At 67.0% G+C, this 19,821-nt stretch carries 13 protein-coding genes; 4 read left to right on the forward strand and 9 right to left on the reverse strand.

All coding sequences use genetic code 11. The features are described from left to right. Window positions 1-10 precede the first annotated feature (10 nt). The 5 genes from ctaD to U0C82_RS08050 form a co-directional block, all read right to left on the reverse strand. The gene (gene ctaD, locus U0C82_RS08030; protein WP_322186554.1) at window positions 11-2,653 is read right to left on the reverse strand and encodes a cytochrome c oxidase subunit I; all 2,643 of its coding nucleotides are present in this window, start codon (window positions 2,651-2,653) and stop codon (window positions 11-13) included. Further along, complete coding sequence (locus U0C82_RS08035; protein WP_322186555.1) at window positions 2,650-3,627, reverse strand: cytochrome c oxidase subunit II; 978 nt, start codon at window positions 3,625-3,627, stop codon at window positions 2,650-2,652. Before U0C82_RS08035 ends, ctaD begins: the two co-directional genes overlap by 4 nt. A 221-nt stretch (window positions 3,628-3,848) precedes the next feature. Next, a complete protein-coding gene (locus U0C82_RS08040; protein ID WP_322186556.1) occupies window positions 3,849-7,409 on the reverse strand; it encodes an error-prone DNA polymerase in 3,561 nt (1,186 codons plus the stop codon). After that, window positions 7,406-8,998, reverse strand: coding sequence for a DinB/UmuC family translesion DNA polymerase (locus U0C82_RS08045; RefSeq protein ID WP_322186877.1), 1,593 nt, complete (start codon window positions 8,996-8,998; stop codon window positions 7,406-7,408). The genes U0C82_RS08040 and U0C82_RS08045 overlap by 4 nt, the downstream gene beginning before the upstream one ends. Next, window positions 8,925-10,010, reverse strand: a complete 1,086-nt coding sequence (locus U0C82_RS08050; protein WP_322186557.1) for an ImuA family protein — start codon at window positions 10,008-10,010, stop codon at window positions 8,925-8,927. The genes U0C82_RS08045 and U0C82_RS08050 overlap by 74 nt, the downstream gene beginning before the upstream one ends. A gap of 460 nt (window positions 10,011-10,470) precedes the next feature. Between U0C82_RS08050 and U0C82_RS08055 the strand changes: the two genes are divergently transcribed. Continuing rightward, window positions 10,471-12,510: a thioredoxin domain-containing protein gene (locus U0C82_RS08055; RefSeq protein ID WP_322186558.1), complete on the forward strand. Its 2,040-nt coding sequence runs from the start codon at window positions 10,471-10,473 to the stop codon at window positions 12,508-12,510. Window positions 12,511-12,537: 27 nt separating this feature from the next. On the opposite strand, the gene U0C82_RS08060 is transcribed toward U0C82_RS08055, so the two are convergent. Further along, window positions 12,538-13,017: a YbaK/EbsC family protein gene (locus U0C82_RS08060; protein ID WP_322186559.1), complete on the reverse strand. Its 480-nt coding sequence runs from the start codon at window positions 13,015-13,017 to the stop codon at window positions 12,538-12,540. A 189-nt stretch (window positions 13,018-13,206) separates the two neighbouring features. Then, the gene (rho, locus tag U0C82_RS08065) at window positions 13,207-14,466 is read right to left on the reverse strand and encodes a transcription termination factor Rho (RefSeq protein WP_322186560.1); all 1,260 of its coding nucleotides are present in this window, start codon (window positions 14,464-14,466) and stop codon (window positions 13,207-13,209) included. Window positions 14,467-15,269: 803 nt separating this feature from the next. Between rho and U0C82_RS08070 the strand changes: the two genes are divergently transcribed. After that, entirely contained in the window at window positions 15,270-15,479 is a 210-nt protein-coding gene (locus U0C82_RS08070; RefSeq protein WP_322186561.1) for a hypothetical protein, read from the forward strand. Window positions 15,480-15,612: 133 nt separating this feature from the next. Here the strand turns inward: U0C82_RS08070 and U0C82_RS08075 are convergent, their stop codons facing one another. Together U0C82_RS08075 and U0C82_RS08080 are read right to left on the reverse strand one after the other, a co-directional pair. Beyond that, a complete protein-coding gene (locus U0C82_RS08075) occupies window positions 15,613-16,440 on the reverse strand; it encodes a TorF family putative porin (protein ID WP_322186562.1) in 828 nt (275 codons plus the stop codon). Window positions 16,441-16,752: 312 nt separating this feature from the next. Further along, window positions 16,753-17,418: a YiaD family glycine zipper/OmpA-like lipoprotein gene (locus U0C82_RS08080; protein ID WP_322186563.1), complete on the reverse strand. Its 666-nt coding sequence runs from the start codon at window positions 17,416-17,418 to the stop codon at window positions 16,753-16,755. 448 nt (window positions 17,419-17,866) lie between these two features. Here U0C82_RS08080 and U0C82_RS08085 point away from each other — a divergent pair, with 448 nt between their 5' ends. Together U0C82_RS08085 and U0C82_RS08090 are read left to right on the forward strand one after the other, a co-directional pair. Beyond that, a complete protein-coding gene (locus U0C82_RS08085) occupies window positions 17,867-18,325 on the forward strand; it encodes a hypothetical protein (RefSeq protein WP_322186564.1) in 459 nt (152 codons plus the stop codon). Window positions 18,326-18,590: 265 nt separating this feature from the next. After that, window positions 18,591-19,775 carry a DNA-packaging protein gene (locus U0C82_RS08090; protein ID WP_322186878.1) on the forward strand — a complete coding sequence of 395 codons (1,185 nt, stop codon included), beginning with the start codon at window positions 18,591-18,593 and terminating at the stop codon, window positions 19,773-19,775. Window positions 19,776-19,821: the final 46 nt, after the last annotated feature.

Consider the following 19,821-nt stretch of genomic DNA (forward strand, 5'->3'; position numbering starts at 1 on the left):
CGGCCCCTTCTCAGCTTGCGAGCGGTGTCAGGGAGAGCGTTGCGACTGTCACGAAGGCGGTGCACGCCATGAAATGCCAGTAGAGCGCGACGTTCTGGATGTCGGCGTCGTATTCGGGCGTCAGGTGTCCGACAAGCGAACGGGCAAGGCAGTAGAAGAGCATCAGGGCGCCGACGGCCGCGTGGACCGCGGTCCAGATCGCGATGATCCAGACGGTGGCGGGATAGACGTGGGTGACGGGATCGAGCCCCGCGGCGTAGGGCGCCCACAGGAGCAGCGTGCCGGCGGCGAGCGAGAGGGCGCCGCCGAGAGCCATGCAGAGCCGCCCGGTGAGCACCTGGCCGGCCGCATTGGTCCGGCGGGCCGCGATCGTCGCGACCCAGGCGGCGGCGAAGACCGCGAGCGCGGCGAAGGGCCAGAACAGGCCGGGCCCCTCGACGCCCGTCGGCGGGAACTGCTCGTGGATCGTCAGGTAGAAGAAATAGCCGAAGATGAGCGAAAGGAACGCGGTTCCATCGCCCACCATGGTGATGAACATCGCCCACCAGCCGACCGCCTTCGGGCCCGAGACGTAGAGCGGCAGGGAGAGGCCGAGGCCGACGTCCTTCTCGCGCTTTTCCGGGATGACGGCGGTGCCGCGCCAGACCCAGACGAGGATGGCGCCCGTGGCGAGGACCGCGGCGGCGATGGTCATGTACCACCAGTGGAAGGTGGCGAAGATGAAGACCGCGCCGAGGAAGATCGCCGCCCACATGGTCATGAAGGTGGGGCCGGGCACGCGCAGGACCTGGATCGGCTCGGCATCGAGAACGCCGGTGACCAGCGTCTCGCGCTTCAGTTCCTCCGCGTCCGGCAGGTAGAAGCGGCCCTTGTCGACATCGTCGAGGAAGTTCGGCTGGTCCCACAGGGGATAGCGCGAGGAGATGATGGGGATCGAGCGCACGCCCCAGCCCTTGTCCTCCGGCTCGGAGATCCATTCCAGCGTGCCGGCGTTCCAGTGATTGCGCCTGGCGAGGGGCAGGTGGCCGCGCGGCCTCACAATGTCGGCGACGACGACGAGGAAGCCGGCGGCGAAGATGAAGGCGCCGATGGTGGAGACAAGGTTCGGCAGGTCGAGGCCGAGCCCGCCCGGATAGGTCCATACGCGGCGGGGCATGCCCATCATGCCGGAGAAATGCATGGGGAAGAAGCCGACATTGAAGCCGACGAACATCATCCAGAAGGCGATCTTGCCGAGCGTGTCCGACAAGGCGCGCCCGCCCAGAATAGGCCACCAGTAATAAAGGCCTGCCACCAGCGGGAACAGCATGCCGCCGATGAGGACGTAGTGGAGGTGGCCGACGACGAAATAGGTGTCGTGGGCCTGCCAGTCGAAGGGGGCGAGGGCGACCATGACGCCGGTGAGACCGCCGATGACGAAGATGGCGAGCGCGCCGGACACGAACAGCATCGGCACGGAGAAGATGACGCGGCCGACGAGAAGGGTGGCGATGAAGACGAAGATCTGGACCCCGGTCGGGATCGCGACGGCCTCGGAGGCCGCGGAAAAGAAGCCGAGCGAGATCGAGGGCAGGCCGGTCGTGAACATGTGGTGGACCCACAGGCCGAACGACAGAAAGCCGGTGCCGACGGCGGCGAGCACGATCCAGGAATAGCCGACGATGGGCCTTCGCGCGAAGGTCGGCACGATCATGGCGAGGAGGGCGATGGCCGGCAGGAAGACGATGTAGACCTCCGGATGGCCGAAGATCCAGAACAGGTGCTGCCACAGCATGGGGTCGCCGCCGCGCTCGTGATCGAAGAACGGCCAGTTGAACAGGCGCTCCATCTCGAACAGGATGTCGCCCGCGATCAGCGGCGGGAAGGCGAACAGGATCATGCCGGCGACGACCAGCACATACCAGGCATAGAGCGGCATCAGGTTGAGGCGCATGCCGGGCGGGCGGCATTTCAGCGTGCCGACGATGAGTTCGACGGCGGCCGCGATGGACGCGACCTCGATGAAGGACAGGCCGAGAAGCCAGATATCGGGCCCGTAGCCGGGCGTGAACCGCTCCTGCGTGGTGAGCGGGGGATACATGAACCAGCCGGACGCAGGGGCGCTGTCGAAGAAGATCGAGCCGCACACGAAGACGCCGCCGATGAGGAAGCACCAGTAGCCGAACGCCGACAGGCGCGGAAACGGCAGGTCTCGCGCGCCCAGCATCTCGGGCAGGAGGATGATCGCCATCGCCTCGAAGATCGGGACGGCGAACAGGAACATCATCACCGTGCCGTGCAGCGTATAGACCTGATTGTAGAAGCTCGCCGTCAGGAAGTCATTGTCCGGAACGCCGAGCTGCACGCGTACCATGAGGCCGAGAACGCCGGCGAACAGCATGAAGATGAACGCGGTGGAGGTGTACCAGACGCCGACTTCGGTGTTGTTGACGGCCGACCAGTACTTCCAGCCCTTCGGCGCGTCCCACACCCAGATGAGGCGCTTTTCCTGGGCCTCGCGGACGGCGGGATCCTCCTGGTCCACATGGCTCGCGCCGATGGTCTGGGGCTGTGGCGGATCGGTGTAGGGCGGCGTTGCGGGATCGGAACGATCGACCGCGTCGATGCCGGCATTGGAGGCGCGGGGCGCTGGCGTGCTCGGGGCCTTGCTCATTTCAGCTGCTCCAGCCAGGCTGCGATGGCGACGATGTCGGCTTCCGGCAGAACGCCGTAGGCCGGCATCTCGACGCCCTGTTTGACATGGTCCGTCGCGCGGATGAATTGCGCGACATTGGTCGGCGTGTTCTCGAGGATGCCGGCGGCGATCGTCAGGCGCGAACCCATATGGGTAAGGTCGGGGCCGATCGCGCCGTCGGCGGCCGTGCCGCGCACCGAATGGCAGGCGTCGCAGCCATTTTCCATGAAGGTGTCGTAGCCGGGGCCGGAGGTGATGCGGGCGGGCTCGGCCTGCGCACTCACATAGGCATCGTAGGCGTCCTGCGAGACGACGACGACGCGAAAGCCCATCTCGGCGTGGGCATCGCCGCAGAATTCGGTGCACACGCCGTTATAGACACCTTCCTTCCGCGGCTCGACCACGAGCCGGTTCACGCGGCCGGGGATCATGTCCATCTTGCCGGCGATCGACGGCACCCAGAAGGAATGGATCACGTCCGGGCTGCCGAGCAGGAGCTCGGACCGACGGCCGACGGGCAGCCAGATCTCGTTGGCGCTCTCGACGCCGCCGGGCGGCAGGCTCTTGACGACGCCCGGCTCGCCTTCGACGGCGTAGGCGACGCGGAACCAGAAGCGTTCGCCCGAGACGGCGATGGTGGGCCCGTTCGCGCCCGCCCGGAATTCGGGCATGAGCTTGAGGCCGTAGACCAGGAGCGCGGACAGGACGACGGTGGGAAACACGGCGCCGCCCCAGACGATGAGGCGCAGGCCGGTCTTTTCGGAATGGCGCCCGGGACGGACCTTCGTCGCATAGACCGACAGGCCGACGGTGACGAACCAGACGACGACCGCGCCGACGAGCATGACCCAGAACAGGGTCTCGACCTGCGCCGCTTCCAGCCCGGCGCCCGTGAAGGTGGACTGGGGCGAGGTGCAGGCGGACAGGGCGGGCAGCAAAAGGGCCGACGACAAGGCTGCGCTTCGTGCGCCGCGCGATCGAAGGAGGGACGCGATCGTTCGAGCCAGGGCTGACAATCCGTCCGGTCGCAACCGTCTGTGCGGCATCGAGGCTCCATTCATCGGCAGGGAAGGCGTTCGGCGATGGCACGACCAGGCATGGCGCTTCGCTCGCTTCCGACATTTCAACGATGTAGCGGCATATCGCAATCGGAAAAGTCTCGTTTGCCGGATCGTCAATGGAAGTTTCGTCCGCGTGGCAGGACGGCGACAATCGGATCGCCACCCGCTGCGCCGGCGGATCCGGTTTGCCCGTCATGCCCGTCGTCGGCGGCCTCGGCCGGCGTGATCGCAGCGCTTTGCGCGCGCCGCCCGTGCCGCTTGAGGAAGGCGCGGGTTCGCGCGTCCTCGTCGACCGGACGGCGCACCTCGTCGGCATTGCAGATGGCGGCGGCCAGCGATCCGGCGGCAAAGGCCGCGGCGTTCGCCTCGTCCTCGCTCATGGCGTTCTTGCGGCCGTTCGAGGAATGGCGAAGCGGCGCGCGCACATGGTCCGCCCGCGCAATGCCTTCGCGGCCGATCTCCTCGCCGGCGGCGACGGGGGCGAGGAGGGGCGTCAGGTCCTCGATGGTCCGGGCGACCACGTGGATGACGCCGCGATCGCTCTGCATGGTTCCCGAAACCCTGATGAAGCGGGCGCCCAGAACCAGCGGGCGGAACTCTTCGAAGACTTTCGGCCAGACGATGATGTTGGCGACGCCGGTCTCGTCCTCGATGGTGATGAAGATGACCCCCTTGGCCGAACCCGGCCGCTGGCGCACCAGAACGAGGCCCGAAACATCGACCCAGGTGCCCGATCTCAGGCTTGCGAGGCTCTGATTGTCCCGGACCCGGCGGGCGGCGAGGACGCCGCGCACGAAGGAGACCGGGTGCGCCTTGAGGGAAAGGGAGAGGAAGCGATAATCGTTGACGACCTCCTCGCCCGGCCGCATGGGTGGCAGATGGGCGTCGGGTTCGGCCTGAAGATCCTTCGTCGCGGCGCTTTCGAAGAGCGGCAGGCGCTCCGCCGCCCCCTTCGGATCGAGCGCGCGCACGGCCCAGAGGGCATCGCGGCGCGACAGGCCGAGGCAGGCGAAGGCGTCGGCCTCGGCGAGGCGTTCGATGACGGCGCGCTTGAGGCCGGTTCTGAGCCAGACGTCGCGCACCGAATCGTAACCTGCGCCGCGCCGCGCGATCAGTATCGCCATGTCGGCCTGCGACAGCCCCTTCACCTGCCGGAAGCCGAGGCGCACGGCATGGCGCGACCAGATGGCGGGCCGCATGGAGACGTGCGCGGAACTGATGGCGGACGGATCGAAGGCTTCGGGCTCGAGGCTCTGGTCCCAGCTGGACCGGTTGACGGATATCGGCCGGAACGCGATGCCGTGCTCGCGCGCGTCGCGCACGATCTGGGCCGGCGCGTAGAAGCCCATGGGCTGGGCATTCAGGAGCGAAGCGGCGAAGACGTCGGGATAATGACATTTCAGCCAGCAGGAGGCGTAGACGAGAAGCGCGAAGGAGGCCGCGTGGCTTTCGGGAAAGCCGTATTCGCCGAAGCCCTCGATCTGCTTGAAGCAGCGCTCGGCGAATGCGGCCTCGTAGCCACGCGCGACCATGCCGTCGATCATCTTCCTGCGGAAGGTGTGGATGGTGCCGACGCGCCGGAAGGTCGCCATGGCGCGGCGCAGCTTGTCGGCCTCGCCGGGGGTGAAGCCGGCGGCGACGATGGCGATCTTCATCGCCTGTTCCTGAAACAGCGGCACGCCAAGAGTGCGGCCCAGAACCGCTTCCAGCTCGGGCTTGGGGTAGCTCACCTTCTCGAGGCCCATCTTGCGGCGCAGATAGGGATGGACCATGTCGCCCTGGATCGGTCCGGGCCGCACGATCGCGACCTCGATGACGAGGTCGTAGAATTTTTCGGGACGCAGCTTGGGCAGCATGGTCATCTGCGCGCGGGACTCGATCTGGAAGACGCCCAGCGTATCGGCGCGCTGGATCATCGCGTAGGTCGCCGGATCGTCCTGGCCCTCGGACAGATCGGCAAGGCCGATCTCGCGGCCGTAATGGATCTTCAGCAGGTCGAAGGCGCGGCGGAGGCAGGACAGCATGCCGAGGGCGAGGATATCGATCTTCAGGATGCCCAGTTCGTCGATATCGTCCTTGTCCCACTCGATGATGGTGCGCCCGTCCATCGAGGACCGGAGGATCGGCACGGTCTCGTCGATGCGCCCCCGGGTGATGACGAAGCCGCCCACATGCTGGGAGAGATGGCGGGGAAAGCCGGAAATCTCCTCGGCATAATGGAGGACGGCGGCGGTGGTCCGGTCTTCCATGGATAGGCCCGCGGCCTTCGCCTCGCGCGCGCCGACCTCCGCCGAGCCATAGCCCCAGACCGAGCCGGCGAGCGCCGCCACCGCATCCTGCGACAGGGAAAAGGCCTTGCCGACCTCGCGCAGCGCCGAGCGCGCGCGGTAGGTGATGACGGTCGCCGCCAGCGCCGCATTGTCGTGGCCATAATGGGAGAAGATGTACTGGATCACCTCCTCGCGCCGTTCGTGCTCGAAATCGATGTCGATGTCGGGCGGCTCGCGCCGGTCGGGCGAGATGAAGCGCTCGAAGAGCAGGCCGGCGCGCTCGGGCGAGACTTCCGTGACGCCGATGCAGTAGCAGACCACGGAATTGGCGGCCGATCCGCGCCCCTGGCACAGGATGCCCCTGGACCGGGCGAAGCCGACAATGTGGCGCACGGTGAGGAAGTAGGGCTCGTATTCGAGCGCGGCGATGATCGCCAGCTCGTGTTCGATGCGCTCGCCCACGGTTTCCGGCACGCCGTTCGGATAGCGCCAGCCGGCGCCCTCATAGGCGAGGCGCCGCAGCTCCTCGCGCGGGGAACATGACAGGCCGAGGGCCTCGTCGGGATATTCGTACCGGAGGCTCTTCAGATCGAAGGCGAGCTGGGAGAAGAACCGGTTCGCCTGCGCCAGGGCGTCCGGATAGGCGGAAAACAGCCTTGCGATCTCAAAGCCGGGTTTCAGATGCCGCTCGGCGTTCATGGCAAGGCGCCGGCCGGCCGCCTCCAGCGGAACATGCTCGCGGATCGCGGTCATGACGTCGGCGAGCCGGCGCCGCCGGGGCGCGTGGGCCAGAACGTCGTTGGTGGCCAGAAGCGGCGTGCGGCAGGCGGCCGCGATCGCGTCGAGACGGGCAAGGCGGCGCTGGTCGAGCCCGTCATGGCAAAAGCGCGCGGCCAGCCAGACGTGGCCCGGAAAGGCGGCGTGAAGCGCGGCAAGGGTCCGGCCGAGGGTTTCGAGCCGGTCGTCCGCCTGCGCGCCTTCGCCGTTCCCGATCTCGCAAGGGGCAAGGACGGCGAGATTGATGTCCTCGCCCCAGGCGAGAAGATCGGCGCGATAAAGCAGGCAGGTGCCCTTTTGCCCGCGCAGATTTCCAAGGCTGAGCAGGCGGCAGAGCCGGCCCCAGCCGGCGCGATTGCGCGGATAGGCGAGGATGTCGGGCACCTCGTCGGAAAAGACGAGGCGGGCGCCGGGCGCGAAGGGCAGGCCTTCCTCCTTTGCGACCTGATAGGCGCGGACGACGCCGGCCAGGGTGTTGCGGTCGGCGATGCCGAGGCCCTTCAACCCCAGGCGATGGGCGGTGACGACCAGTTCCTCCGGCTGGGAGGCGCCGGTGAGGAACGAGAAGCAGCTCGCAACGCCGATTTCGGCAAACGGCGTCTCGACGCCCGGGCCTCCATCCGTCATGCGAAGAGCCCGTGCATGTACCAGGCGGGAGAACCGGCCGCGGAGCCGGTCGTCAGGACGAAATCCGGATCGAGATCGCGATCCCGGGCTCCCTCGCGAAACAGCCAGAAATGCCGGCCCGCCTCGTCCTCGATGCGGAAATAGTCGCGCGCCGGGCGGTCCTCGTGCCACCATTCGCCGGCGATCCGCTCCGGCCCCTCGGCCTTCCTGACCCGGTAGAGCGCACGGCGCCAGCGAAACGAGATCGGCGCGCCGTCGGGGATCGCGAAGCTCGCCTCGATCGGCTCGGGCCGCACCAGCATGCGCAGGGGCCGGGGTGCGATGGACGGCGCGTCGGCCGCCTCGCTCGTCCCCTGCCTTGTTCGCGATGGCCCCTCGCCGCCGTCCGCAGCGCCCAGGACCGGCTGCCAGCCCGCCGCGCGCTCCGGCTGCCAGCTGTCGCGAAGGCAGGGGGCCAGCACGCTCCGGGCGCCGAGCCGGGCGCCGATCCGGTCGACGAGATGGGCGAAGGCCGCGCCGGTCTCGGCCTTGCCGGACAGATCGGTCTGGAGATCGTCCCAGCGCTCGGTCTCGTAGACGCACAGCTTGACGAGATCGTAGCCGAAGCCGGCATCGAGCTCGTCGCCGAGGCTCTTCAGCCGCTCCTTGAACAGGCGCGCGACGGTGTCCGGCTCGCGAACCGGGCGGGCGGCGGCGACCAGAGCGCGGTTGACGACGCCGTCGACGCGAAAGAGCGAGAGTTCCATCGTCCGCGCCCCGATCCCGCGCGCCTGAAGGTCGCCCTTCATGCGGGCGGCGAGGGCGAGGAGGACCCGGGCGACATCGTCCTCCAGGGTGATCGGTTCGAACAGGCGGCGCTCGGTGATCAGTTGCGGCACCGGACGGCGCGGCGAGATGGGTCTTTCGGCAAGGCCCGTCGCCTCGTCGAGGACGCGCAGGAGGCCTTTGCCGAAGCGCCGGGCAAGGCCGGCTCTCGGTTGATCGAGAAGCGAAGCGATGGTCTTCAGGCCGAGCCGGTGCAGGAGGCTCGCCATTTCGGGTTCGAGCCGCAGGACGCTCACGGGAAGCTGCGAGACCGCGGCGCGCTCCTCGCCCGCCCGTACCACCACCGGCTGCGAGGGAACGCCGATGAGGGCGATGGCCGTGCCCGCCGAGCCGGCGATCGCGGCGCGGGCGAGAAAGCCCTGGTGGAAAAGCCGCATCAGGAGATCGTCCATCAGGGCGCGCTCGCCGCCGAAAAGATGGGCGCAGCCGGAAATGTCGAGGATCAGACCGAAGGGCGGATCGAGGGCGACGAGGGGCGTGTAGCGATCGCACCAGTCGGCGATGGCCGCAAGAAGCCGGCGATCTTCCGACGGTTCGGCAAGAAGGGTCTCGAGGCCGGGAAACCGCGCCCGCGCCTCCGACAGCCCGGCGCCCGTCGCAAGACCCTGCGCCTCCGCGCGCTCGCAGACAGCGGTGATCCGGTTGGCGTTCGCCGCGCTCTGGTAGAGCGCGAGCGGAAGCATCCGCGCCTCAGCCGGCGCGTCGGAACGCCAGGTGCGCCCCAGCCGGTCGCGGATGATCCGGTCTGTCGGAAGCTTCGGCATGGCGAGCGCCAGGAAGCGATCCTGCGTGCGGCCATGCTGCGAGGCGGAACGAGCGGTCATGGGAACTCCAGACGAGATCGATCCGGCCGGTGCGGGCGGATCGATTCTTTTCGATGGAAAGAGGGAAGACGGGTGCGCCGACGAGCCGGCGCTGATCGGCAAGATCGGCGACGGGACGCGCCTGGGCCGGCCCGATCCGCAGCCTCAAGGGGGCGGCGGTCGACTGCGCCTCGGCGCTCTGGCGCACGAGAAGAAGCGGTACGCCGGCCTTGTGGGCGCGCACATGCAGGCGGCGGGTGCCTTCGAGGCCGAGCTGGCGCGGATTGCCCCGCGCCTCCAGAACGACGAGGGCCAGCGCCTTGCAGGCGGCCGCTTCCTCCGCCGCCCAGATCGCATCGTCCAGCCTGCGGGCGCAGACGAGGGTCATCGCGCCGGAGGGCACCGAGAATGCGGCAAAGCCGAGAGGATAGGGCAGGCCCGCCTCGTGGATCGCCGGTCGTTCGCTGATCCACAGGACGGGACGGTCCCGGGACGCGCCGAACCGTGCGGCGAGCGCCATGGCAAAGCCTGCCAGACTGCCGCCGTCGCGGGCCTCGTCGCCGTGAAGTTCGGCAAGGCCGCCCGCCGGAAAGCCGCCGCCGAGCGCCGCATCGACGGCGGCGTCGCCAAGGGAGATCGCTTCGTGCGGGGTGCACCGACGATCCTGGCGGACACGGCCCATACCGGAAACAGGCCCGGAGCTAGGAAAATCGTCTTCCCCCGTGCCGGGTTCTTCGGGGCCGTGCCCCGGTGATGCAGCCGACTGCCCGGCGCCCTTCGGTTTCGCGCCGGCATCGCCGGTTCCATCGCGAAACCAGGTCGCCGGCTTTTCCTCGATGCGCGCGATCTGCGATCGCAGACTTTCGAGCAGGGTTGATTTCGTGTCGATATGACACGAATATAACGATTTTCCCGAGTCTTGACGTGTGATGCGCGCCGGCCCCGAAGGCAGGGACGAAATGTTGGCAGACATGACATCCTCCTTCCGCCACCCGAAGCAGGGTGGCCGGTGCAGCGACTCGAGCTCTCTATCGTTCCCGATATGTTCCTATGGATTCCAGAGGCAACCGCAAGAGTCAAGAATGCCTATCATGTGCATAAATTCCTCTCATGCGCTTCCGGTCGCGCAGGCCGGGAACGGGACGGACGATTGCGATCTCGATGAAGCTCTTCGGCGTTCGGATCCGCGATCGCGCCGCGCGAGCCCTTGTCGGCCCGAATTGCGCGGCACGGAGCGGACTGCGGGAGATCCGCCGCGGGCGTGTCGTCCCGGCCCGTTCCCTGCCCGTCCCCGATGGCGGAGAGGGATCTTGGCGTTTCGTTTCCGCCTGTAAATTCTGGCGCTTGCGGGGTCGATAGCCTGTCGAAGGGCGTGGTCGCCGCTAGGTCTTGCGGTATCACCCCATGGGAACGAAGCAGCCGGGACAATTGCCATGAGCCAGTCGAACGCCGCCGGGGGCAACCAGCTCGCCGATGCCGTGAGCCCCTATCTCCTGCAGCACAAGGACAATCCGGTTCACTGGCGCGAATGGGGGGAGGCCGCCTTTGCCGAGGCGCGGGACCGCGACCGGCCGATCCTTCTGTCGATCGGCTACGCCGCCTGCCACTGGTGCCACGTGATGGCCCATGAGAGCTTCGAGGACGCGGCGGTGGCCGAGATCATGAATGCGCTGTTCGTCAATGTGAAGGTCGACCGCGAGGAGCGGCCGGACGTCGACCAGTTCTACATGACCGCCCTGCATGCCTTCGGCGAGCAGGGCGGCTGGCCGATGACCATGGTGCTGACGCCCGAGGGCAAGCCGTTCTTCGGGGGGACCTATTTCCCGAAGGAGCCGCGCTACGGCCGTCCCGGCTTCGTCCAGATCATGCAGGCGCTCGACAGGGCGTGGACGGAGCGGCGCGCGGAAATCGACAAGAGCGCTGAGGACATCGGCGTGCGCCTGAGGACCCATCTTCAAACCCATGCCGCACCCGGCGAACTCGACCATCTGGCCCTTGAACCGGTGGCCGCCCGCATCGGCACGATGATGGACAAGGTGCGCGGCGGCATGGGCACGGCCCCGAAATTTCCCAACGCGCCCTACATGGAAGTGCTGGCGCGCTCCGGCTTTCACCATGGCAACGAGGAGCACAAGGCCGCCTTCCTCAAGACGACGCGGGCGCTGTGCCTCGGCGGCATCTACGACCATATCGGCGGGGGGCTTGCGCGCTATTCGACGGACGAGCGCTGGCTGGTGCCGCATTTCGAAAAGATGCTCTACGACAATGCCCAGTTCCTGCGGCATCTGACCTGGTGCTGGCGGGCGACCGGCGAGGATCTGTTCCGTCGCCGGATCGCCGAGACCGTCGGCTTTCTCGACCGGGAGATGCGGACGGCGGGCGGCGGTCTTGCCGCCTCCCTCGACGCCGACAGTGCGGACGCTGCCGGCCACATGGAGGAAGGCGCCTTCTACGTGTGGCAACGCGCGGAGATCGACGCGGCCCTGGGCCCGCGGGCGGCCGCGTTCGCCAAGGCCTACGACGTTTCGGAAGGCGGAAACTGGGAGGGCCATTCGATCCCGCACCGGCTTCATGGCGGTGCCGAGGGCTCGGACGCCGATTTCGACGAGGACAAGGCCGCCCTTCTGACGCTGCGCGAACGCCGCGCACGGCCGGGACGCGACGACAAGATCCTCGCCGACTGGAACGGCCTTGCGATCCGCGCGCTCGCCGAGATCCATCAGGCGACCGGCGAGGAGACCGCCTTGCGGCTCGGCCGGGAGGCGTTCGCGTTCGTGATGGGCGAGATGGTCGTCGACGGGCGGCTTCGCCATGCCGCGCGGGACGGGCGGACGGCGGGCCTCGCGCTTTCGTCGGACTATGGCGCCATGATCTCGGCGGCCATGGCGCTGTTTGCGACGACGCTCGATCCGGCCCTGCTCAGCCATGCCGAATGGCTGGCGGATGAACTCGAACGTTGGCATGCGGACGGCGAGGGGGGGCATTTTCTCAATGCGAGCGATGCGAGCGACGTGCCGGCCCGGCTGCGCGGCGACCAGGACGATGCCATGCCGTCCGGCACCTCGCTTGTCCTGGAGGGGCTTCTGCTCCTGGCCCAGGTGACGGGACGGATCGATCTGTCCGAGCGCGCCGAGCGGGCGGTGCTCCTGGCGGCGGGCCGGGCGGGCGCGGCCCCATCGGGCGTTCCGGGCATCGTCTCGGCGGCGGAGCGGCTGACGCGCGGCTCGGAGCTTGCGCTTTTCGGGTGGCGCTCGAACCCGGGATGGAACGGGATGGTCGACATCGTCGCAAGGACCGTCGATCTCGATCGGCTGGATTTCGTGACGCACGATCCGGCGATGCTGCCGCAGAGCAACCCGATGTCCGAATCGCATCCCAGCCGCACGCCGGCCGCGTTCCATTGCACGGGCCGGGTTTGCCGGGCCCCGGTGTTCACCCCCGAGGCGCTGCAGGGGCTGCTGCTGCCTGTGTGAGGGCGCCTGAGACCTTGGTCGGCCCGGCTATTTGACGGGGCCGAGCTGCGCCTTGGTGGCGCTGCGCAACTGGAGCGGAACGACCTCGAAGACGTCGTTCGGCGTGCCGGCGGCCGCCCAGACGCTGGCGAAGCGGAACAGGTCCTCGTCCATATAGGTGGCGATCTCCCGGGTCGCGCCGAAGGGCGAGACGCCGCCGATGGCGAACCCGGTGGCCTCGCGCACGAAATCGGCATCGGGCCGGGTGAGCGTTTCGCCGAGAAGCGCGCCGACCGTGGCTTCGTCGACCCGGTTGTCGCCGGAGACGAGCAGCAGATAGGGCTTGCCGCTGTCCCTGCCCTTGAAGACCAGGGACTTCACGATTTCCCCGACCGAGACGGAGAGCGCCTTCGCGGCGTCTTCGGCCGAGCGCGCGGTCGCTTCGGTGTGGATGATTTTGGCCTTGATGCCCTTCGACTGGGCATCGGCCACAACGCGCATGACGGCTGGATGGGGGGCGTCGGTCATGGGGCTCCTCTGTGGCGGTTGGCGCGGGTCGCATGTCCAGATGGACCCGGACGCCGGGCCGGTCAACGGCCGGTGATCTTCACGTCCACGAAACGACCGGCAGCGGACACGAAAAGGCCCGCCGGCTTTGCGAAAGCGGGCGGGCCTTTCCGGTCCCGTTGCGCAACGATGCGCAAGGAGCCGCGTCGATCAGGTGTTCATCTGGTCGAAGAAATCGGCGTTGGTCTTGGTCTGCTTGAGCTTGTCGTTGAGGAATTCGATCGCGTCGGTCGTGCCCATCTGCGACAGGATGCGGCGAAGCACGAAGATCTTCTGGAGATCGGACTTCTGGATGAGAAGGTCTTCCTTGCGCGTGCCGGACTTCAGGATGTCCATGGCCGGATAGGTGCGCTTGTCGGCGACCTTGCGGTCGAGCACGATCTCCGAATTGCCGGTGCCCTTGAACTCCTCGAAGATGACTTCGTCCATGCGCGAGCCGGTGTCGATGAGAGCCGTCGCGATGATGGTGAGGGACCCGCCTTCCTCGATATTGCGGGCCGCACCGAAGAAGCGCTTCGGGCGCTGGAGCGCGTTGGCGTCGACGCCGCCGGTCAGCACCTTGCCCGAGGAGGGAACGGTGGTGTTGTAGGCCCGGCCGAGGCGGGTGATGGAATCGAGGAGGATGACCACGTCCCGGCCATGCTCGACGAGGCGCTTGGCCTTCTCGATGACCATCTCGGCGACCGCGACATGGCGCTGGGCCGGTTCGTCGAAGGTGGAGGAGACGACCTCGCCCTTCACCGAGCGCTGCATGTCGGTCACCTCTTCCGGCCGCTCGTCGATGAGCAGGACGATGAGATAGCATTCGGGATGGTTGGCGGTGATCGAATGGGCGATGTTCTGCAGCAGAACGGTCTTGCCGGTGCGGGGCGGTGCGACGATGAGGCCGCGCTGGCCCTTGCCGAGGGGAGCGACGAGATCGATGACGCGGCCCGACATGTCCTTCTTCACGGCACCCTCGGGCAGCTCCATCTTGAAGCGTTCGTCGGGGTAGAGCGGCGTCAGATTGTCGAAATGGCTCTTGTGCTTGATCTTCTCGGGATCGTCGAAATTGATCGTGTTGACCTTGAGGAGGGCGAAGTAGCGCTCGCCCTCCTTGGGGGAGCGGATCGGACCTTCGACCGTATCGCCGGTCTTCAGCTGGAACTTCCGGATCTGCGAGGGCGAGACATAGATGTCGTCGGGCCCGGGAAGATAGTTGGCGTCGGGCGAGCGCAGGAAGGCGAACCCGTCCTGCAGGATCTCGACGACGCCTTCGCCGACGATCTCGGTATCCTGGGAGGCAAGCTGCTTCAGGATCGCGAACATCAACTCCTGCTTGCGCAGGACCGAGGCGTTTTCGACCTCGTTCTCCTCCGCAAAGGCGATGAGTTCAGGCGCGCTTTTGTTCTTCAGGTCTTGGAGTTTCATGGGTCTACGTCGAACTGTCTTGGGGGTGATGGGTGCGCAGTGACGGCGGGAACCGATCGAAAGCGACCAGGATCGATTGGCCGAACAGCAAATTTTGCGAGGGACGCGCGCCGGCCGGGATGCCGAGCAGCGGTCGGGTCAGATCTCGAAGGACATTCGAAAGCGGCCAAGGCGGGGAGGGGAACGCAGAACCGTACGGTCGATCCGGCGCGAAAAGAGATTTCAGTACCGATATAGCTGTCGCAGCGCAGTGAAGCAAGAGGCGGGGGACGCAGGGCCCGGCATGTCCGGGCTGCAGGGGCGGCCGCGCGATCGGTGGCTCGGCCGAAGCGGATGCCGGTGCGCGGCGCGAAGGGCGATCGGTGGGTGCCTCACCCTTGGGCGGGGCATGGCGGTCAGAGCAACCGAACGGGGTCAACCGGCTCCCGCCCAAGGTCGGCCAGACCGCCAGGGCGGCCCGTTCCAGCCTGCCTGCGACCCCAAATGACCAATGGATTCAAGATGCAACAGGGGGTGGGCACGGGCCGCGCCGGGGCGGCTTCGCGCTTGCCGCCCCTTCATCGGTCATTCATATTCGCTTGTGCAGGGTGAGACAGACCTATGACGACGATCGCACAGGGCGGGCGGCGGAACGGCGTGGTGGGCTTTGGGTCCTCACATTCCGGACATCGCCGATTGCCAAAGGACGAGTGTCGAACATATGGCCCTCGATAGTCTTGCAAGGCCTGTTTCAAACGACCGGCCTTTTCTCATCATCAGGTCGCATCCGGCCCCAGCGCCATCTTGAAAAAGGTCTTCGTACCATGAACACTCGCATGATCCTCACGGCGACAGTCGCGATCGCACTCGCCACGTCCGTCGGCTGCAGCCGCACCCAGCGCACGCTCGCCGGAGCCGGTATCGGCGGCGCCTCCGGTGCCGTGATCGGCAACGCGGTCGCCGGCAATGGCGGCGCGCTTGTCGGCGGCCTGGCCGGTGGTGCCACCGGCGCCTATGTCGGCCGCAACTACTAGGCCGGCAGCGGGACGCTCCGCGAAATCACGATGAAAAAGCCGGAGCCGCACGACGCGGCTCCGGCTTTTTTGTGCAATGGGGCAGGACGGGCGGCCGTGCTTCTGGGCGGGAGCCGCCATGGGTGGGCGACGATCAGTTCGCGCGGGCGAGCTTGCGCAGGGCCTTGAGGCCCGTGGTGAAGGACAGGGTTCCGACGATCGTCGCATCGCACTTGAAGGTGTCCGTGCACTGGGTCGAGGCGTCGAGATCGGTGTCGTGATAGCGAACGTCGAAGGAGAACGCATCCTCGAACGTGTAGGTGACGCCCGCATCCCAGACGAGGTGCCGGTCGAAAAGGCCCTTGTCGAAATCCTGATAGCCGACCGAACCGGAGAAGGCGAAATCCCTCGGCAGCGGAACGGAGAGATTGGCCTTGTAGAAATAGCCGGTTTCCCGGTCGTCGCCGAAATAGTTCGGCGCGTAGGCGAAGGTCGCGCCGACGGTGGCGATGTCGTCGAAATCGTAGGACGCGGTCGAGAACACCTCGGGATAGTTGAGTTCGTCCGCATCAAGATAGAAATAGTAATAGGCGGTGACGTCGAACGACCAGTTCCCGAATGTCGGGCGGTAGGCGACGTAGGGGTCGAATTCCGTATCGGGCTTGGGTGAGCCGAAATTCACGTTCGAGGTGAAGAAGCCGGCGTGAAAATCATAGAGCGAGGCGTCGAGTACACCCTGAAGCGCCGGTTCGCGGTCGGTTTGCGAAAATCCGCGCAGCGACACGTAGTCGGTCAGTGCGCTGACCGTCAGATTGACGTCGAACGGGCTTTCTTCGATGTCCATGCCGGGATTGGCCGTCGCCGCGGGAATGGTCGGCGTTTCCGCATCCGCCGTCTGAGCCGCCGCCGGAGCGAGCGCGGTGAGAAGCACGCTTGTGGCAAGGAAGGCTGCGAGACTGGCCGAGGTGAAACGCTTGATCATGTTGGAATGGCTCCGGGCGACAGGGATGGTTCCAAGACAAGACCCGATCGGGGGAACGATGGTAAACCCCTGCCATGACAACCATCCATGGATGCGTTGCCTGAATGACACAGAACCTGTGCTGTATCGGCAACTTGACAGTTGTCGGGCCGAACCCGAGCGCTCGCGCAGGCGCCACACGGCATCCGCGCGAAGATATGCCCGCCATCCGCCCGCCGACCCGGTTGCGGAACCGGGTCGGTCGCTTCAAGCTCTTTGAATACCCACCGGACGGACCGAAAACCGGATCCGTTTGTCGGCCCGTCCGATTCTTCAGCGGGCCGAGAGCGGTGAGATCTGGACCTCGACGCGGCGGTTTCGGGCGCGGCCGGCTTCCGTGCCATTGTCGGCGATCGGCTGGCTTTCGCCGTAGCCCTGGGTGTTGAGGCGGTTCGGATTGACGCCGCGGCTCGCCAGATATTGGCTGACCGAGGATGCGCGCTGCTGGGAAAGCTGCAGATTGTAGCCGTCGCCGCCCTGGCTGTCCGTATGGCCGTAGACGTTGACGATGGTTTCGTCGAACTTCTGCAGGACGAGGGCGACCGAGTTCAGGGTCTGGTAGAAGCCCGGCAGGATCTGCGCCTGGTCGGACGGGAATGTGACGTTCGAAGGCATGTTGAGGATGATCTTGTCGCCGACGCGGGTGACCGAGACGCCGGTGCCCTGCAGCTGCTGGCGCAGCTGGGCTTCCTGATTGTCCATGTAGGCACCGATGCCCGCACCGGCGAGGCCGCCGATGCCGGCGCCGATCAGGGCCGCCGTGGATTCGTCCGACCCGGTGGCCCGGGCCACGAGATAGCCGCCGGCAGCGCCGAGGCCGGTTCCGAGACCGGCACCGCCGAGCGTGTTCGAGATTCTCTGCTCGCCGGTATAGGGATCGGTCGTGCAGCCGGCGAAGGCGACGGACAGGCAGAGAAGGACGGCGATCTTTCTGATCATGGTTCAGGGGGCTCCAGCGTCGATGGTAGATGATGGGCCGTCGCAGACGCGCGCGGCCATTTGTGTCCGATCCCGCGTCTAGAAAGCGCGCGTGTCGCAAATAGGACTAACACGAGCGGTCTGAATTCAAGCTGAAGGCGTTGCCGGGACGCAACGGGACGGACAGGCACGGGACACGCCATGGGGGATGCTGCGCACCGGCAGGGATTCGGTTGCCCGGCGACCGGTTGCTGCGAGAAAACAGAAAATAAGAAAATAGTCCTTGACACCGTCACGGTCGTCGGATAGGTTGCAGGCACAGTCGGAGAATTGGGAAAGGCGGAGCGGAGAGCTTCGCCTTTTTGCGTTTTTCGCGCGGAATTTCGTCTCGAAAGCGCGCCGCCTAGGCGGTTGGACGGGATTCGTCGCGCGGTTTTCATATGGCGCGTCTTGCGATGAAGGGGGTGCGATGGTGGAGCGTCGCCTGATTTCGGACCGGTTGATGGATCTGTTGTTGGCCGAGGTTCGGACGATCGAAGCGGCATATGAGGAGAATAAGCCTAGTACTCGCGCCGAAGACCGGATGATCGCCTTGCCTTCGAAGGAAAGTCTCGCGGTCGCCAAGGACCGGATCGACCGGATCGGGCTGGTTGCGCGGACCCTTGAAAGGCTGATGGAGGTAAGACGGGCCGAAATCGCCGGTGCCGAACGGGAGGGGGGCGATGATGCCGAGACGGTTCGCCTGCGCGACGAACTCTTGAGGCGCTTGAAGATCCTGGACCAGCGGCGGCAGGCGGCAGCCGGCACACCGGAAAGGCAGCCGGGGCGGCGGCAAGCGCAACTGGAGAAAACGGACCGCGCGATGGCGAGGACAAAGCCGGAAGACGGGCGATCCCGGCGCACGGCGGCGGCAGGTGGGCAACCATGACAAAGCGATGGGCATGACCGATCCCGCAGCCTGCGAAGGCCTCGACGATGCGGGCGCGGGTCTCCGCGACCGTCGGGATGCAGGAAGTGCCGGCGACGGCGATGACGGGATCATGGGCGCGACCGGGGCGATGGTGTGGTCGCAGGACCCGAAAGAGCGCGAGCGCCAGTACTGGAAGGCGGTGGGCGGCGAGATCGCACGATGCTCGGCCCCCGTTCTCGATCTTGCGACGCCGCGCTGGGAGCAGCTGGCGCGGCGCGAGCAGATGCCGCCGCCGGGCGACTGGCGGCAGTGGCTTCTGATCGGCGGCCGCGGCTCGGGCAAGACGAAAGCCGGAGCCGAGTGGATCAAGGGCCTGGCGCTGGGGATCGAGCCTTTCGCCACCCAGCCCCATGGGCGCATCGCGCTGGTGGCCGAAACGCTGGCCGATGCACGCGAAGTGATGATCGAGGGCGAAAGCGGACTGAAAGCCGCGTTCGGCCGCCATGCCCCGGTGTTCGAGGTGAGCCGCAAGCGGCTGGTGTTTTCGAACGGGGCAAGGGCGCAGATCTTCTCGTCCGAAGACCCGGATTCGATCCGAGGCTACCAGTTCGACGCCGCCTGGGGCGACGAACTCGGCAAATGGGTGAAGGCGCAGGACAGCTTCGACAATCTGATGCTGGCGCTGCGGCTGGGGACCAATCCGCGGGCGCTGTTCACCACGACGCCGCGCAACGTGCCGCTTTTGAACCGCCTGCTCCAGGACAGCCAGACAGCGGTGACGCGCATGCGCACGGCGGACAATGCCGGCAATCTCGCACCCGGATTTCTGGAGGCGATGCAGCATCGTTATGGCGGAACGCGGCTGGGACGCCAGGAGCTGGACGGCGAACTGCTCAGCGATCGCGAGGACGCGCTGTTCGACCGGGCGACCATCGATCTGGGACGGCGCGCCGCGGCGCCGCAGCTGAGGCGGATCGTGGTGGCCGTCGATCCCCCGGCAAGTTCGACGAAGCGCAGCGATGCGTGCGGGATCATCGCCGCCGGCAAGAGCGCGGACGGCGCGATCTACGTGCTGGCCGACGCAAGCCGCCAGGGGGTGAAGCCGGAGGGCTGGGCGCGGGCGGCGGTCGCGCTCTACGAGCGTTTCGAAGCCGATCGGATCGTGGCCGAGGTGAACCAGGGCGGCGACATGGTGGAAGCGGTGTTGCGCACGCTCGCGCCGGACGTTTCCTATCGGGCTTTGCGGGCAACGCGCGGCAAATGGACGAGGGCCGAGCCCGTCGCCGCGCTCTACGAGCAGGGGCGCGTGCACCATGTGGGCGTGTTCCGCGAGCTCGAGGACGAGATGGCCGATTTCGGGCCCGATGGGCTGAGCGGCGGCCGGTCTCCGGACCGGCTCGATGCGCTGGTCTGGGCCGTGACGGCGCTGCAGGCCGGCGAGGCGAGCCCGAGGGTGCGGGCGTTCTAGACATCGTGCGTCCATCCGGACGCGCGATGCTCCAGCTCGTTTTCGA

This window comes from Fulvimarina uroteuthidis, from assembly GCF_034321785.1.
In the GTDB taxonomy this organism is placed as follows: domain Bacteria; phylum Pseudomonadota; class Alphaproteobacteria; order Rhizobiales; family Rhizobiaceae; genus Fulvimarina; species Fulvimarina uroteuthidis.

Bases quoted from the DNA above. Each gene is read 5' to 3' on its own strand.
- U0C82_RS08090 (WP_322186878.1), top strand. From the start codon at position 18,591: ATGCCGCCGCCGGGCGACTGGCGGCAGTGGCTTCTGATCGGCGGCCGC.
- U0C82_RS08080 (WP_322186563.1), bottom strand. From the start codon at position 17,418: ATGATCAGAAAGATCGCCGTCCTTCTCTGCCTGTCCGTCGCCTTCGCC.
- U0C82_RS08060 (WP_322186559.1), bottom strand. From the start codon at position 13,017: ATGACCGACGCCCCCCATCCAGCCGTCATGCGCGTTGTGGCCGATGCC.
- U0C82_RS08075 (WP_322186562.1), bottom strand. From the start codon at position 16,440: ATGATCAAGCGTTTCACCTCGGCCAGTCTCGCAGCCTTCCTTGCCACA.
- U0C82_RS08050 (WP_322186557.1), bottom strand. From the start codon at position 10,010: ATGTCTGCCAACATTTCGTCCCTGCCTTCGGGGCCGGCGCGCATCACA.
- U0C82_RS08055 (WP_322186558.1), top strand. From the start codon at position 10,471: ATGAGCCAGTCGAACGCCGCCGGGGGCAACCAGCTCGCCGATGCCGTG.
- ctaD (WP_322186554.1), bottom strand. From the start codon at position 2,653: ATGAGCAAGGCCCCGAGCACGCCAGCGCCCCGCGCCTCCAATGCCGGC.
- U0C82_RS08045 (WP_322186877.1), bottom strand. From the start codon at position 8,998: ATGCCGAAGCTTCCGACAGACCGGATCATCCGCGACCGGCTGGGGCGC.
- U0C82_RS08040 (WP_322186556.1), bottom strand. From the start codon at position 7,409: ATGACGGATGGAGGCCCGGGCGTCGAGACGCCGTTTGCCGAAATCGGC.
- U0C82_RS08085 (WP_322186564.1), top strand. From the start codon at position 17,867: ATGGTGGAGCGTCGCCTGATTTCGGACCGGTTGATGGATCTGTTGTTG.
- U0C82_RS08070 (WP_322186561.1), top strand. From the start codon at position 15,270: ATGAACACTCGCATGATCCTCACGGCGACAGTCGCGATCGCACTCGCC.
- rho (WP_322186560.1), bottom strand. From the start codon at position 14,466: ATGAAACTCCAAGACCTGAAGAACAAAAGCGCGCCTGAACTCATCGCC.